Annotated in this window: 13 protein-coding genes and 1 pseudogene; 10 read left to right on the top strand and 4 right to left on the bottom strand. The window is 62.4% G+C overall.

From position 1 onward, the window contains the following. The first annotated feature begins 108 nt into the window (after positions 1-108). From rnr to HK107_RS08815, 3 genes are read left to right on the top strand one after another with little or no spacing between them, the layout of a single operon-like run. Positions 109-2,643: a ribonuclease R gene (gene rnr, locus HK107_RS08825; protein ID WP_173198626.1), complete on the top strand. Its 2,535-nt coding sequence runs from the start codon at positions 109-111 to the stop codon at positions 2,641-2,643. Positions 2,644-2,696: 53 nt separating this feature from the next. Further along, entirely contained in the window at positions 2,697-3,026 is a 330-nt protein-coding gene (locus tag HK107_RS08820) for an ArsR/SmtB family transcription factor (RefSeq protein WP_173198624.1), read from the top strand. Next, positions 3,023-3,553: an SRPBCC family protein gene (locus HK107_RS08815; protein ID WP_173198622.1), complete on the top strand. Its 531-nt coding sequence runs from the start codon at positions 3,023-3,025 to the stop codon at positions 3,551-3,553. Before HK107_RS08820 ends, HK107_RS08815 begins: the two co-directional genes overlap by 4 nt. A 39-nt stretch (positions 3,554-3,592) precedes the next feature. Here the strand turns inward: HK107_RS08815 and HK107_RS08810 are convergent, their stop codons facing one another. Further along, the gene (locus tag HK107_RS08810) at positions 3,593-3,856 is read right to left on the bottom strand and encodes a hypothetical protein (protein WP_173198620.1); all 264 of its coding nucleotides are present in this window, start codon (positions 3,854-3,856) and stop codon (positions 3,593-3,595) included. A gap of 150 nt (positions 3,857-4,006) precedes the next feature. Next, the gene (carA, locus tag HK107_RS08805; protein ID WP_173198619.1) at positions 4,007-5,233 is read right to left on the bottom strand and encodes a glutamine-hydrolyzing carbamoyl-phosphate synthase small subunit; all 1,227 of its coding nucleotides are present in this window, start codon (positions 5,231-5,233) and stop codon (positions 4,007-4,009) included. 75 nt (positions 5,234-5,308) lie between these two features. On the opposite strand from carA, the gene HK107_RS08800 reads away from it, so the two are divergent. Beyond that, positions 5,309-5,782, top strand: coding sequence for a GatB/YqeY domain-containing protein (locus HK107_RS08800; protein WP_173198617.1), 474 nt, complete (start codon positions 5,309-5,311; stop codon positions 5,780-5,782). Here the strand turns inward: HK107_RS08800 and HK107_RS08795 are convergent. Beyond that, positions 5,779-6,660, bottom strand: coding sequence for a hypothetical protein (locus HK107_RS08795; protein WP_173198615.1), 882 nt, complete (start codon positions 6,658-6,660; stop codon positions 5,779-5,781). The genes HK107_RS08800 and HK107_RS08795 overlap by 4 nt on opposite strands. 170 nt (positions 6,661-6,830) lie before the next feature. Here HK107_RS08795 and dnaG point away from each other — a divergent pair, with 170 nt between their 5' ends. The 6 genes and pseudogenes from dnaG to HK107_RS16095 all read left to right on the top strand — a co-directional run. Further along, positions 6,831-8,660: a DNA primase gene (dnaG, locus tag HK107_RS08790; RefSeq protein WP_173198613.1), complete on the top strand. Its 1,830-nt coding sequence runs from the start codon at positions 6,831-6,833 to the stop codon at positions 8,658-8,660. Positions 8,661-8,711: 51 nt separating this feature from the next. Then, complete coding sequence (gene rpoD, locus HK107_RS08785; RefSeq protein WP_173198611.1) at positions 8,712-10,661, top strand: RNA polymerase sigma factor RpoD; 1,950 nt, start codon at positions 8,712-8,714, stop codon at positions 10,659-10,661. A 36-nt stretch (positions 10,662-10,697) separates the two neighbouring features. Beyond that, positions 10,698-11,168 (top strand): YaiI/YqxD family protein, encoded by a 471-nt coding sequence (locus tag HK107_RS08780; protein ID WP_173198609.1) that lies wholly within the window; start codon positions 10,698-10,700, stop codon positions 11,166-11,168. 67 nt (positions 11,169-11,235) lie between these two features. Further along, positions 11,236-12,450, top strand: coding sequence for an esterase/lipase family protein (locus HK107_RS08775; RefSeq protein ID WP_173198607.1), 1,215 nt, complete (start codon positions 11,236-11,238; stop codon positions 12,448-12,450). Beyond that, positions 12,447-13,679, top strand: coding sequence for an esterase/lipase family protein (locus HK107_RS08770; RefSeq protein WP_173198605.1), 1,233 nt, complete (start codon positions 12,447-12,449; stop codon positions 13,677-13,679). The genes HK107_RS08775 and HK107_RS08770 overlap by 4 nt, the downstream gene beginning before the upstream one ends. A 146-nt stretch (positions 13,680-13,825) precedes the next feature. After that, positions 13,826-14,149 (top strand): annotated as a pseudogene (locus HK107_RS16095) (esterase/lipase family protein); the annotation flags it as partial. A 991-nt stretch (positions 14,150-15,140) separates the two neighbouring features. On the opposite strand, the gene HK107_RS16090 reads toward HK107_RS16095, so the two are convergent. After that, entirely contained in the window at positions 15,141-15,581 is a 441-nt protein-coding gene (locus tag HK107_RS16090) for a gluconokinase (protein ID WP_408636663.1), read from the bottom strand. Positions 15,582-15,668: the final 87 nt, after the last annotated feature.

Genomic DNA, 15,668 nt, shown 5'->3' with positions numbered 1-15,668 from the left:
TTCAGAGTCAGTCAACCATTGGGGTATCTGCGCTTAACAAACGGCTAATCTTACCGCTCAGCTTGTTTCTCTTTGGGACAATTGGGCGGTCTGTGCCATTGGGGGCGAATGGATTTCCCCTCAGACCAAGACCTCATTGCCTATGTTGAACGCGAGAACGCCGAGCGGAAGACTCCCGTCGACCGCCGGGACATCGCGCGCGCCTTCGGGATCAAGGGCCCTGCCCGCACCGAACTGCGCGCCACGCTCCGCAGGCTGGAGGATGAAGGGAAGCTCGCCCTCGACGGCAAGAAGACGAAGAAGCCCGGGCAGTTGCCCCCTGTCACGGTGCTGTCGATTGAGAAGATGGACAGCCAGGGCGACCTCGTCTGCAAACTGACCAAGGACGACAGCGACGCGGAGGTGATTCTCTTCTCCTCCGAAGCCGCGAAGCAGAAGCCGCCGCTCGGCGTCGGGGACCGCTTTCTCGGCAAGCTGCACCAGGACAAGGGCCGGGTGCGGGCGACGGTGATCAAGGCGCTCGGCAAGCCTGCGGGCCGGATGCTCGGCGTGTTCCGTTCCACCCGTTCGGGCGGGTTCGTGGAGCCTGTCAGCAGGAAGACCAAGACAAGCTTCGAGATCGCAAAGAGTGACACGGGAGGCGCCGAGGATGGCGACCTTGTCTGGGCGGAGCCTAAGACCCAGCGCGGTTACGGGCCTCGCCGGGGTCGGGTCGCCGAAGTGATCGGCTCGGTGGACGAGCAGAAGAACCTCTCCCTCATCGCAGTGGCCGAGCAGGACATTCCTGTTGAGTTTCCGCGCAAGGTGATCGCCGAATCCGAGGCGCTCGACCTTGAAGCCTCGAAGCACCACAAGGACCTGACCGCCCTGCCCCTCGTCACGATCGACCCCGCGTCGGCGAGAGACCATGACGATGCGGTGCATGCGGAGGAGCTGGAGGATGGCGGGTTCCGCCTGACCGTCGCCATTGCTGATGTCAGCTATTTCGTCCGTCCGGGAACGGCTCTCGACCGTGAGGCGGAGAAGCGCGGCAACTCCACCTACCTGCCCGACCGGGTGATCCCGATGCTGCCTGAGCGGCTGTCGAACGACCTCTGTTCCTTGCGCGAAGGCGAGGTGCGGCTGGCGCTCTGCTGCGAGATCGAGATCGGGGCGAAGGGCGGGAAGAAGAAGCACCGCTTCTTCCGTGCCAAGATCAAGAACCATCAGAACCTCGCCTATGAGAAGGCGCAGGCCATTGAGGATGGCGCGATGGAGGGGCCGGAGACGGTCCGCACGCTTTTCAAGGCGTACCGGGCTCTCGTGATCGCGCGGGAGCGCAGGCAGCCCCTCGATCTCGATATGCCCGAGCGCGTGATCGAGACGGATAAGAACGGCAACGTCACTGGCGTGTCGCGGAAGGAGCGGATGGATGCCCACCGGCTGATCGAAGAGTTCATGGTGCTTGCCAATGTCTGCGCGGCGGAGACGCTGCAGGAGCACGACCGCGAGGCGATCTACCGGGTGCATGATGCGCCGGACCTCGAGCGGCTTGATACGCTCAAGGAGTATCTCGAAGGGCTCGGCTACTCTCTTCCGAAGGCGGAGGATGTGGCGTCGAAGAATTTGAACTCCGTCCTCCAGCGTGCGCGGGAGCGGGAGGAGATGGACATCATCGCGATGTCGATCCTCCGTTCACAGAGCCAGGCTGTGTACGACACCAAGAACATCGGCCATTTCGGCTTGAGCCTGAAGCACTACGCGCATTTCACCTCGCCGATCCGTCGGTATGCTGACTTGACGGTGCACCGCGGTATCGTGCGGGCGCTGGGCCTTGGGCCGGGTGCTGAGCGGGATGAGGATTCCCTCCGCCTCCAGACGGTGGCGGAGAAGATCTCGCAGACCGAGCGGGCTTCCATTCAGGCTGAGCGGGATACGGCTGCACGGATGCTGGCGAGCTATCTCGAGGAGCAGACGGGCGCGGTCTTCCCTGCGCGTGTGTCAGGCATCACACGGGTCGGGCTGTTCGTCTCGCTTGATGAGACGGGGGCTGACGGTTTCATTCCTGCGAGGACCCTCGGCTGGGAACGCTTCGAGCATGACGAGAAGCGCAACGCGATGGTCTCGGAGCATTCGGGCGCGGCCTATACGCTCGGTATGCCGGTGAAGGTACGCCTCCTCGAAGTGACGCCCGTTCAGGGCGGGCTCCTCTTTGAGATGATCACCAAGGCTGGCGAGCCTGAAGAAAAGAATGCGAAGCCTGCTCGGGCGCCGCGTGCGAAGAAGAAACCTCCGCTGAGGGCGGAGAAGAAGAAGCCTGTCTCGCGCCATGAGAAGGCTAAGATCGCGGCCAGCCGTTCGAAGAACAAAAAGCGGCGCACGGACGAAGAGGCCGAGGACACGCGCGAGCGGCGTGCTGCGAAGCAGGCGGCTGAGAAGAAAGCGGCGAAAGAGCGGGAGAACGAGAAGCGGCGCGGCAAGCCCTCCGGCCCCCGAAGCGACCGGCGCGAGGGCGACCGCTCGCGCAGGAGCGGCGATGGCGACGCACCGGCCAAGTTCGAGCGTCGTCCGCGCAAGGGCGCGGCTGGCAAGGCTTCGGCGCGGCGTGCGCCTGCACGGAAGGGGCCTGCCCCGCGCAGAGGACCGCCCAAAGGCACGCGCTGACATTCATTCAACCGATAGGTTGATCTTTCGGCGCACATGCGATACTCAACCTTATGGTTGAAGAACAGCATCTCGACGCCATCTTTCAGGCGCTCTCCGACCCGTCCCGAAGGCGGATGCTTGCTGCGCTGTCGGCAGGCGAGGCTTCCGTTTCGAGCCTGGCAGCACCGCTCGACATGAGCCTCGCCGGGGCTTCGAAGCACGTACAGGTGCTCGAACGTGCAGGGCTCGTCAGCAGGCGGAAGGTCGGCAGGCAGCAGATCCTGGCGCTCGAAGCCAAGCGCCTGCGCGAGGCGCGGGACTGGCTCGAACGCTATGCGCGGTTCTGGGCGGATGCTCTCGACGCCCTTGAAACCGCTCTCGAAGAGGAGACGAAGCGATGAGTACGGATGTTCAGCTTTTCGAAGACAGGCTCACGATCGAGCGGCAGCTCAAGGCTTCGCGGGAGGTGGTCTGGCAGTACCTGACCGACCCTGCCCTGCGCCAGAAATGGTTCTGCGCCGGGGACATGGATGCCCATGCGGGCGGGAAGATGGTCTTCGCCTTCGACCATAACCGGATCTCTAATTCACCTCCTCCCGGCAAGACGGGCTGTTCGGAGGCGATCACGTTCGAAGGGGAGATCACGACCTATGATCCGCCGCGAGAGCTGGCTTTCAGCTGGCCTGAGGAGAGCGGCGCAGACACACATGTCCGTATACGGCTCGAAGAGAAGGATGGCGGGACGCAGCTTCACCTCGAGCACTCGCGGCTCGCGAAGGATGAGCACAGGTCAGGCGCGGCTGCCGGATGGCATGCGCATCTCGACCTGCTGGTCGATCTCACCAATGGCGATGAGGCGCGTGACTTCTGGCTGCACTATGAGCCGCTCGAAAAGATGTATGCGGACAAAGTAAAGGCCCAGGGCTGACGCCCAAGGCCTTCACCAAATGCCCCAAAGGATGATCGCTTAGTCGCGGCCGCCGAAGAAGCCTGCGAAGCGGCCCATGATGACGCCGAGGAAGAGCGTAACAAGGCCGTCACCGCCAAACGCGCTGTCGCCTGCGCCTTCAGCGCCGTTGAGGGGAACGAGGCCGCCGACGAGATTGCCGAGGGTGTCGCCTGCGCCAAGAACCGGACCGAGATAGTCCGACGCGAAGAGCGTGACGAGGAAGAGAACGACAAGCGGCAAGATGCCGAGATTGAGGATGCCGCCGAGTGCTTTCATGACCATGGAAAGGTGCCCTTTTTCGATGTCCGAAAGGGAACGTTAACCACGACCTTACCGGCTGGCAATCTTGCGGTGCATCATAGGCTAAAGCCCTGATGAATCCTCAACTTCAGGCTCCGAATCGGCCCTCAGGCAGTGCCTGAAGGCGCATTTTCAGGCCGCTTTTGTATGCTCACGGATGAGCTCCACGAAGCGTTTGAACACGGGGAAGCTGTCTTCCGGACCAGGGCTCGCCTCGGGGTGGTGCTGGACAGCCATGGCGGGCGCGTCCTTCACGCGGAGGCCTGAGTTCGAGCCGTCGAAGAGCGAGGTGTAGGTGCTCTCCACCCGGTCGGGCAGGCTGTCCTCGTCGACCGTGAAACCGTGGTTCATCGAGACGATCTCGACCTTGCCGCTTTCGTGGTCCTTCACGGGATGGTTCGCGCCGTGGTGGCCCTGCTCCATCTTCTTGGTCTTGCCGCCAAGCGCGAGGGCCATCAGCTGGTGACCGAGGCAGATGCCAAAGAGCGGGATCTTCGCGTCGATCAGCTCACGGATGACTGGAACGGCGTACTCCGCCGTCGCTGCGGGATCACCCGGGCCATTGCCGAGGACAACGCCATCAGGCTGGTGGCTCATGATGTCGCCGAAGCTCGACTGGGCCGGGACGACCGTGACCTTGCAGCCCTCAGCCTGGAGGCGGTTGAGGATGTTCCGCTTCACGCCATAGTCGATGAGGACGACGTGCGGTCCTGTGCCGGAGAGCACGAAGGGCCGGTCAGTGGTCACTTCCTTGGCGAGGTCCATGCCGACGAGCCCGTCCCACTTCTGGGCCCGCTCGATCAGCCAGTCGCGTTCGAAGCGTCCATTGGGGCTGTGCGCGATGACGCCCTTCGGCATCCCCTGCTCCCGGATACGGACCGTCAGCGCGCGGGTGTCGATGCCTGCGAGGCCGATGATTCCGCGACGCTTGAGCCATGCCTCGAGATCGAGGCGCGCCCGGTGGTTCGAGGGGCTCGTGACGTCAGCGCGGACGATGGCTCCACGGGCCGCGATTGCGGCATTTGGCGCAGCGTTCTCGAGATCATCGTCGTTCACGCCTACATTGCCGATATGCGGAAACGTGAAGGTCACGATCTGCGCGGCGTAGGAGGGGTCCGTCAGGATCTCCTGATACCCCGTCATGGCTGTGTTGAAACAGACCTCGCCCACCGCTTCTCCGACAGCGCCGAAGCCCTGTCCTTCGAAGATGGTTCCGTCCTCCAAAACGAGGAGGCCGGTCACAGTCTGCGGAGTGGTCTCTTGACTAAGCTTGAGCGGCACATCATCTCCCGCGGCTCTTGTGTCCGGACAGGCCGGTCCGAGGAGCCTCTTGAATTCTTGGCAAACGGCCAGGGGCATACACCCGGTCGCGCCGTACGCAAGAGGTTAAGATAGAGCGGGCACGCAAAACTGCCGCCCGCGCGGAAGGAATTTATGAGCGAGCAGGGACAACTGGCGAAACAGATCGCCTCGGACCTCAAGACCGCGATGAAGGCGCGCGACGACAAGCTGCGCATTGCCACGCTTCGCCTGATGCAGGCTGCGATCAAGGACCGTGACATCCAGGCGAGGAGCGAAGACCGCTGCTGTGGCCTCTCCGATGATGAGGTCCGTCAGGTCCTCACCAAGATGGTCAAGCAGAGGGACGACTCTGCCAAAACCTATGAGGACGCGGGCCGTATTGAGATGGCCGAACAGGAGCGCGCGGAGAACGAAGTGATTCGCGGCTACCTGCCCCAGCAGATGAACGCACAGGAAATCGAAACCGCTGTTGATGGCGTCATTGCCGACATCGGTGCCGAGGGCCTGAAAGACATGGGCAAGTGCATGGGCGCGCTGAAGTCGGGCTATGCTGGCCGGATGGACTTCTCCGCGGCCAACAAGGTCGTGAAAGAGCGCCTGGGCTAAGCTTTGGCGCGGGCTTTCACGGCCCTGAAGATCAGAACACCCGTGGGCAGGAGGATCAGGGGTGCCGGGATCGGCACCTCGCCATCAGGCATGTCCGGAACCACGGGCGGCGGCGGACCATTGTCCGGCTGATCGTCGCCCGGGTTTTCAGGGATGCTGCCGTTCTCGCCTTCCTCGTCTTCATCGAGAGGAAGAACCTGCCTGACGACTTCGCTGCCAATTCCGCCGACGGGGATGGCTATGCCACCACCGCCCGTTGGGCTGTGCCTGCCAGCGTCACCCGTCACAGGTGCACCGGGACGGCTGGAGCCGCCAGAGCCGCCCGGACTTGGGCGTGAGCTGGCAGGAAGGCTGGCAAAAACCGGGAAGCTGCGTTCCGCCGGGCCACCGAAGGTTTCCCGGATGATCTCCTGGATCTTCTCAGCGGTGAAGACCTTGCCCTTGCCTTCAGGGGCTTCGCCTGGCGCATCACCAGTGGCGGGAGCTGCGGCCTGGTCGCCATCGGTTCCGAAGTCGTCCTTGCCGTCGGGACCTTGAGCCTTGTCCCAGAGCCCCTGCTCTTTCTCATCGAAGCGCTGGCGGAGGTTCTCTTCATTTCTCGCGCGAAGCGAGGCCATGCTTTCGTTTTGCGCTTGGTTTTCGCCTGACGCCTCCTCGGCCTTGAGACGCTGGCGCATCAGCTGTTCGCCGGGCATCAGGAACGCCTCGACGTTGGGCTCAGGCCATTTGTTCTCGACCTGAGCCGTCGCGAAAACCGTTGCAGCTGCTGCGCTGCCGAAGACAGCGAGCACCGCGATATTGCGCAGGCGACGGGCCCTGCGTGCTGTCAGCACGGGCAGGCTTGCCTTGCGGTTGTCGTGTTCTGGCAGGTCTCGCATCGCTCGGGTCGGTCTCCTTGACCAACCTGATACAATATCCGTGCCGAGTCTCCCGTATAAGTGGTAAGGATTTGGTAACACTTCTGACTGCGAGCCTTGATAAAGATCGGTAGCCCCGCGGGCCGGGCGGGCGTACCTTCTGACCCGTGGCCAGCTATCCCCCGCAATTTTTGGACGAATTAAAGTCCCGGCTTCGCGCATCGGATGTGATCGGGCGGCATGTCCAGATCAAAAAGGCCGGGCGCGAATGGCGTGGCCTGAGCCCCTTCAACAAGGAACGGACCCCCAGCTTCTACGTGAATGACGAGAAAATGGCCTTCTTCGATTTCTCGTCGGGACAGTCCGGGGACATCATCAAGTTCCTGATGGTGCACCAGAACAAGACGTTCCCCGAGGCGGTTGAAGAGCTGGCGGCCCTCGCCGGGATGGAGGTGCCGCGCAACACCCCCGAGGAAGCGCGGCGGATGTCCGAGCGGGAGGTCCTCTACAAGGTCCTGAGCGATGCGGACCAGTTCTTCCGCAAGGCGCTGGAGGGCGACGAGGCGCGGGACGCTCGCGACTACCTGCGGCGACGGGGTGTAAAGATGTCAGCGGTGGAGCGGTTCGGCCTTGGTTATGCTCCCGCGGGCTGGGACGGCCTCAAGCGGTTCTTCCTTGGCCGCGGCGTCGACGAGAAGCTACTTGTGAAGGCCGGGCTCCTGAAGGTGCGGGAGAGCGACGGGTCGACCTATGACGGCTTCCGTGACCGCGTGATGTTCCCGATCCACGATACGCGAGGCCGCTGCATCGCGTTCGGCGGGCGGGCCCTGTCGAAGGACGTCCCCGCGAAGTATCTCAACTCCCCCGAGACTGACGTCTTCCACAAGGGCTACGTCCTCTACAATTTCGGCCGTGCGCGGGAGCGGATGAAGGGCGATGCGCCTGTCCTCGTCTGCGAGGGCTATATGGACGCCTTGGCGCTCGACATGGCCGGGTTTGCGGCCGTCGCGCCTCTCGGGACCGCGCTGACGGAGGAGCAGATGAAGCTCCTCTGGCGCGTGACCCCTGCCCCGGTTCTCTGCTTCGACGGCGACCGCGCTGGCCGGGCGGCGGCTGAGCGGGCCCTTGAGCGCGCCCTGCCTTTCCTGACGCCGCAGCAGACCCTTCGTTTTGTCTTCCTGCCCGATGGCGAGGATCCTGACGATCTCATCAAGCGCGGCGGCAAGGGCGCCATGCAGGCGCAGGTCGATGCGCGTGCCGATGCCGAAGAGACGATGTGGCGCCTCGCCCTCGCCCGCCACGGGACCCAGTCCGCCGAAGCGCTGGCCGCCCTGGAAGGCGAGCTGAAGGAGCGTGGCCAGAAGATTCAGGACCCGGCCATGCGCTCGGCCCTCCAGCGGGCCTTCAAGGACAGGCTCTACGCCCTGCGCGGTGAGCTTTTCGCCTCCAAGCGCCAGAAGGAGCGGGTGCAGCGTGGCCGTGCGGTCAAGGCGACCCGGCTCTCCGAGGCGCTCCGCTCGCGTCTCGGCCAAGGCGCGACGGGAGCACCCGGATCAGCGGCTCGCGAGGCGCAGCTGGTGATCGGTTTAGTCCACCATCCCGATCTGTTTCAGCATTTCGAATCGGAAATACTGGAGCTGCAGCTCTCGGACCCCGGGCTTTCAAAGCTTTGGGGCAAAACAGTCGATGCGCTGATTGCGCACCCTGACCTTGACTTTGAGGGCCTTCGTTCTCAGTTGAGCGTTTGTTCCGACTCGGAATCCGTCTATCAGCGCTGGTCCGCGGACCCCCTGATCCGGACCGTGCGGTTCATTAGACGGGATGCAGACGACGAGGTCGCAAAGGACGGGTGGCGCGACGTTTTTCTGATCGACCGGCGGCAGAAGGTACTGAACGCCGAGATCAATGAAGCGGGCGCGGAGGCACACCTCGACAGCGGCCGAGAGAAAATTTGGTTAAACTCCGTGCGACTAAGCCTTGGTACGCATGACGAGCAAAAACAGAGCTCTGCCGACGACTAGGCCGCATTCCCGGCCCTCGCGCAGAGTAGATGGCGCGAGACAAGGGGCCTAATGAGCAAGACTTCTCAAGTGCAGCGTGAGGAAACAGGCGAACAGCCGGTCCTCGACATGAACCAGGCCTCGGTCAAGAAGATGATCGAGGAAGCCAAGAAAAAAGGCTACATCACCTACGACCAGCTCAATGCGGTGCTGCCGGAGGACGAGTTCTCGTCCGAGCAGATCGAAGATATCATGTCCAAGCTCTCGGATATGGGCATCAACGTCACCGAGAACGAGGAGGTCGAGGAAGAGGACAACAAGGACGGCGCGAAAGCGACGGGCTCCGCTGTTGTCGAAAAGAAAACCGCCCAGACGGTCACGACCAACACCAAGGCAGACAGCGACCGCACCGATGATCCGGTGCGCATGTACCTGCGCGAGATGGGCGCCGTGGAGCTCCTGTCGCGCGAGGGCGAGATCGCCATCGCCAAGCGGATCGAGGCTGGCCGCGAATCGATGATCCGCGCGCTCTGCGAGAGCTCGCTGACCTTCGAAGCAATCACCGTCTGGCGCGAGGAACTCGAAGAAGGCCGCGTCCTTCTCCGTGACATCATCGACCTCGACGCGACGTTCTCGGGTGGCCCTGAGAGCAAGCCTGACATGACGCGGCCCGAAGTCGCCGAGCAGGTCCAGAAGGAACAGGAAGCCCGCGCCGCTGAAACCGGCGAGGACGAAGACGAGTTCGACGAAGGCGACCTCTCGCTCTCGGCCAAGGAAGCCGAGCTGCGCGAAGGCGTCATGCAGACGTTCCAGGACATCGCGGACGACTTCAAGAAACTCCGCCGTCTGCAGGACATTCAGATCGAGCAGCAGCTCCAGGGTGAAGACCTCACCGAGAGCCAGGTGAAGCGCCTGAAGAAGCTCCAGAAGGACATTGTCGAGCGCGTCCGGTCCGTGCGCCTTCACAACCACCGGATCGAAGCGCTGGTCGAACAGCTTTACGCGATCAACCGTGCACTGATGGCCCTCGAGGGCAAGCTCGTGCGGCTCGCCGACAGCTATGGCGTGAACCGTCAGGAGTTCCTGAAGGAGTATCTCGGCAACGAGCTCGATCCTGAATGGCTGCCGCGCGTCTCGGCCCTCGATGGCCGTGGCTGGGGTAACTTCACGACGAAGGCTGAACCGCAGATCCAGGAGATCCGCGACGAGATCGGTCAGCTTTCTCAGGAAACCGGCCTCACCGTCTCCGACTTCCGCCGCATCGTGCAGACCGTCCAGAAGGGCGAGCGCGAAGCGCGGATCGCCAAGAAAGAAATGGTCGAAGCGAACCTCCGCCTCGTGATCTCGATCGCCAAAAAGTACACGAACCGTGGCCTTCAATTCCTGGACCTGATCCAGGAGGGCAATATCGGCCTCATGAAAGCGGTCGATAAGTTCGAGTACCGCCGCGGCTACAAGTTCTCGACCTACGCGACCTGGTGGATCCGTCAGGCCATCACCCGCTCGATCGCTGACCAGGCGCGGACCATCCGTATCCCGGTCCACATGATCGAGACGATCAACAAGATCGTCCGGACCTCGCGCCAGATCCTCAACGAGATCGGCCGCGAGCCAACGCCTGAGGAGCTTGCCAACAAGCTCTCCATGCCGCTCGAGAAAGTCCGTAAGGTGATGAAAATCGCCAAGGAGCCGATCTCCCTCGAAACGCCGATCGGCGACGAGGAAGACAGCCATCTCGGTGACTTCATCGAGGACAAGAACGCGATCCTGCCCATCGATGCGGCGATCCAGTCGAACCTGCGCGAGACCACGACCCGCGTCCTCGCCTCGCTGACGCCGCGTGAAGAGCGTGTCCTCCGTATGCGGTTCGGCATCGGCATGAACACCGATCACACCCTCGAAGAGGTCGGCCAGCAGTTCTCGGTGACCCGCGAACGCATCCGCCAAATCGAGGCAAAAGCGCTCCGTAAGCTGAAGCACCCAAGCCGCAGCCGGAAGCTTCGCAGCTTCCTCGACAACTAAGAGATCGGGCCGCCTTCGGGCGGCCTTTTCATATCCATGATGACTAACGTAGACGCCCTCATCCTCGTCGATGCCGATGCTTGTCCTGTGAAGGACGAGGCCATTCGCGTGGCCCTGCGCTACGGGGTTGGCGTGCTGTTCGTCGCCAATCAGGGGTTCAGGCTGGAGCGAGACCCGCTTATCAGGCAACATGTCGTAGGCGGAGGGTTCGACGAGGCCGACGACTATGTCGCTGAGCTGGCGGCACCCGGAAAGGTGGTGGTCACGGCCGACATCCTCCTCGCAGACCGCTGCCTCAAGGCTGGTGCCGAGGTGATCGGCAATAATGGTCACCCCTTCACCAAGGATACGATCGGCGGGGCGATTGCCCAGCGCGCAATCATGAACGACCTGCGCGGATCGGGCGATCAGGTCGGCAAAGGTGCCCCGCCCTTCTCCAAGAACGACCGGTCACGCTTCCTTCAAGCGCTTGATCTTGCAGTCGGAAAGGCCGTCCGGAAAGGCTAGTTTCCGCAAGGCTTTCCCTGCCCCCGGCATTCCGCTTAGCTTTCGCTCAGGGAAAGGGCGCGAGAGCATGGGCAGGGTCATTCTCATCCACGGCACCTTTGATGGTGACGAGAGCGAAACCGGCGAGCGCTGGTGGCAGAAGGGCGGCGCCATGCGCGCTGACCTTGAGGCTGCCGGGCACCAGGTCGAGGCGTTCCGCTGGTCGGGCGAGAACTCCGACGTGGCTCGCATGAAGGCGGCACAGGCGCTTGCTCACCGCCTCGCTGAAACGGACGACGAGGTCACCCTCCTCGCCCACAGCCACGGCGGCAATGTCGCCCGAGAAGCGCTCATCCTGCTCAAGCCTGACGAGCGAGCCCGCATACGGACGGTCTCGATCGGCACCCCGTTTCTCGACCGTGTGCCGCCGTTCACCCGAAACCTCTGGGGGTGGGAGACGCTCCTTCTCGTTTCGGTCTTCGCAATCCTGATTGCCATTCAGCCTGTCTCGGGTCGATCATTCGAGGAGATGAGTGGGCTGAGCGATAACGAGATCCTCACAGGGTTCGGGGTGATCGGCGTGAGCTGGGCGCTTCTGTTCCTGTGGCGCATCGTCAGAAACCGAGCTGCCAACTACACGGATGTGGCGGGCCTCTTCACGCCGATCACGCACACCGGGGACGAAGCAGTCGCCATGCTCCAGATGGCCGACCGCCAGAAGATCGAGGCTGCGACCGTCGCCAATTCCCGCAGCACGATCAGGCTCGCGATGATGCCCTTGGTCTTCCTTGCGATGGCGGGAAGTGTCGTGTGGCTGCTCTACTACTTCGCGATCAACTGGGAGGTCGCGTATGATGAATGGCAGGGGCTGCTTGTCGGCATTCCGCTGTTTGCCGCGGGAACGTTCTTCGCAGGCGTGATCCTGACGACGTTTCTTTCCTTCCCGCTGAGCTACGTGGCACCTCCGGTTCTCAACGGGATCGTTCAGTCCACGATCAAATCATCGGGCCTCGGCCTCGACAGCGGTGCCAGCTACAGGCGCGTCGGGCCCAGCCCTGTCGCTGGAGGCAAAGTGCAGACTATGCCCAGCGGGTTGGAGGCGACCATCTCCGATCACGCCAACGCCGCGCTGAGCGGACGGGTCGGTCTGTTGCGCGAGGTTCTGACCACGGCCTCCCAGAAGGGCATCGATCCGATGAAAGCGCTCGACGAGACCTTCACCTGGGATGAGCTGATCCACACGGCCTATTTCCGGGTGCCAGCGTGCCGCGCGTACATTCTTGAGAAGGTTGGAACGTCATGACACGGATTATCCTCATCCACGGCACCTTTGACGGTGACGAGAGCGAAACGGGCGAGCGCTGGTGGCAAAAGGGCGGCGCGATGCGCGCCGACCTCGAAGCCGCTGGCCATCAGGTGATCGCGTTTCGCTGGTCTGGTGAGAACTCCGACAGCGACCGCGTCGCCGCAGGAGAGAAGCTGGCGAAGAAGCTGAAGCCTCTCCTTGCCGAGGGGGAGATCAGGATCATCGCCCACAGCCACGGCGGCAACGTCGCGCGGGAAGCGGCTGCGCGGCTTTCGGCGAAAGAGCGAGAGGCGCTCCGTGTGGTGACGGTCGGCACGCCGTTCATTGACCGGACGGGAAACCTTCTGTCGCTGCTGCTGGGACCGCATACGGTGATTGTAGGGGTTTTGATCTTGATCGCCGCGACGGTCAGATCGCTGGCCGGTGACGGATTTGCGCAGCTTCTGCAGGTGCCATTCTACATCGCGGCGGGAGCAGCGGCGCTGTTCTGGCCGGTAAGCATTGTCCGACGATATCTACGATCGAGGGTGAAGTACGCGAAGGTCGCGGACTTCACAGTACCGATTTCCCATCGGCGCGACGAAGCAGTCAACCTCCTGCACGCAGTCTACCAGGCCAAGATAGCTCCGCTCAACTGGCGGTCATCCGGGTCTACGCTCGAGAAGACCCTTTCGACTTTCCTCCTTATACCGCTCTTCTTGGGGACGGTCGTTTTTCTCGCTTACGCATTCACACGGTTTCTGAGTGGTCCTGATGGACCCGGCCTCATCGACTGGGCGATCATCCCGGCATTGATTATCATATCGTCAGTCTTCTTTTTCGGGGCAACATTCCTGATGTTGAGCGCGGTCGCGAAGATCTTTTCCATCCCACTCGGCGTTGCAATGACCCCTGTCCTCAACGGTGTGGTGGACGGAGCGCTCACGTCCAATGCGCTTGGCCTCGGCAACACGTCCGCCGTTCAGCGCGTCAGCGGCGTGCCGGTGGCAGGGGGCAAGGTGCCCGCGCTCCCCTCCTCGGTTGAAGAAGCCATGACCTCGCACGCGGACAAGCATCTTGGTGCTCGCGTCGGTCACTTGCGGGGTGTCCTCAGCGATATGGCTCAAAAAGGGGGCGATGTGTTCGGCGTCCTCGACCGGGAGTTCACCTGGGACGAGCTGATCCACACGGCCTACTTCCGAGTGCCCGAGGCAAGGGCACACATTCTCGAGGCGGTTGGAGGCTAAAACCGACTGGGTTTGATGGTCAGATGTGCAGAGCGCTTAGCAAGCTTTTGTATCTTCGACGTTTTATCTGTGGCTTCGTCTCGTCTTCGCTTTCCATGTCTTGAGCTGCTCTTCCGTGCTAGACTTTCCCTCAGGGAGTACGGGGCATGGCGAGTGTTATCTGCGTCCACGGGACGTTCGACAACGACAAGACAACCGACGGTGATCGCTGGTGGCAGCATGGTAGCCCCATGCATGCCGACCTCGAACGCGCCGGATATCACGTTGAGGCCTTTCAGTGGTCCGGCAACAATTCCGACCGTGACCGCATGGTCGCCGCCCAGCGGCTCGCGAAGCAACTCGATGCCATCGAAGATCCTGATACGCTGATCCTCGCACACAGCCACGGCGGCAATGTCGCGCGGGAAGCGCTCGTCCGCTCACGGAAGAACAAGACTGCTCGCCTGATTACTGTCGGTACGCCGTTTCTCGACCGCAAGCGGCCGCTGCACCAGATGCTGCTGGCGGGGGTGAAGAAGCGTCACGGCTTTATCTTCGCCGTGCTCGCTATCCTATCATTCGTCTCTTTGGGCATCATCGGACAACTGTCGATGAGCCGTGCCGAAGGTCAGCTGTTCGCGATGGCAGCAGCTGCGCCGACGGTGCTCTATGGCATCTTCCTGATCTTCCAGACGGTGCGGGGGATCATCCTGAACCCGAACCGCTATAGCTCCGTCGCGAAGCGGATCACGGCGATTGCCCACGAGGATGATGAGGCTATCGCGTTCCTGAGCAATGTCCGTAAGCTGAAGATCAAGGTCGTCACCGTCAGTTCGCTTGCGAAGTCCTTCCGGAACAACGCGCCGATGATCTTCAACCAGCTCGCGCTGGTCGGCTTCCTCGGGCTTCTCGGCTACATGGCCTGGCTCAATTTCACGAACCAGCCGCCGCCCACGGTGAACCCCAACAACCCGATCCCTCAGGGGAACAGTTCGCTTGAGGACACGCTCGACCAGCTCAAGGGCATGGCGGCTGTCTACGGCCTCATCGCGATCATTGCCTTCCCGTTCCTGATCAGTCTCGCTGCAATCGGGACGACGCTCGTTCGTCTGATCGCGCCAGTGATCGCCCATCCGATTGCAGCCATCGTGACGCCAATCGTGAACGCAGCAGCATCATCCGGCGTCATCACTAGCTCCCTCGGGATGGATGACGGCTATCCGATCAAGCGCGTCGGCGACCGGCCGGAAAGCGGTGCCGCGAAGTTTGTCAGCATTCCGAACAATCTTGCCAAGGCGCTGTCAGACCACGCGGACACCCACATGCGGAACCGCGTCTCTGACCTCCGCCATACTCTGACGAGCAAGCCGCGGCGTTCGGGCGACATCTTCAACGAGGTGCAGGAGACCTTCACCTGGGACGAGATGATCCACACGAGCTATTTCCGCGTGGCGTCCTTCCGGGACTTCACCGTCCAGACCCTTAGGAAGATGGCGCAGCCTGGATCCAATCCGCGATCGCGGTGGCAAGCTGATCCGCTGGGCGATCCGCAGGCAGACGGTACGCCTCTTCAGCCGCGTCGAGAGCTTCAAGCTGGCTCTTCAGAAGGTCAGGCCCCGCAAAATGAGCGGCCCTGGTTTGTAGGCGACGCAGAAGCTCCTCAGGCGGAACATCAAGAAGGACAAAGCGAGCCTCCGCTCGAAGTTCTTCGCAGAGTTGATCCCTGACGACCGCGTTGAGGGCTGAACAGGCGAGGACGGATATCGGCGCTGCATCGGCATTGAGTGCCTTTGAGATCGTGCTGATCCACGGACGCCTGTCGTCCGCAGAAAGCCCCTCCCCGCGGGAAATCTTGGCGATGTTCTCCGGCGGGTGAAAATCATCCCCCTCGTAGAAAGGCACCTCGAGGCGGTCCGCAAGCATCTGGCCGACGGTGGTCTTTCCGGACCCTGACGGCCCCATGACGACGATGACGGTCATCGGTGCTGGCTGACCTCTGAGCTATCAAAG

Origin of the sequence: Parvularcula mediterranea (genome assembly GCF_013085255.1) — a bacterium.
Taxonomy (GTDB): Bacteria; Pseudomonadota; Alphaproteobacteria; order Caulobacterales; family Parvularculaceae; genus Parvularcula; species Parvularcula mediterranea.
Note: the sequence above shows the minus strand (reverse complement) of the source record. Positions and strands in the feature narration are given on the sequence as shown.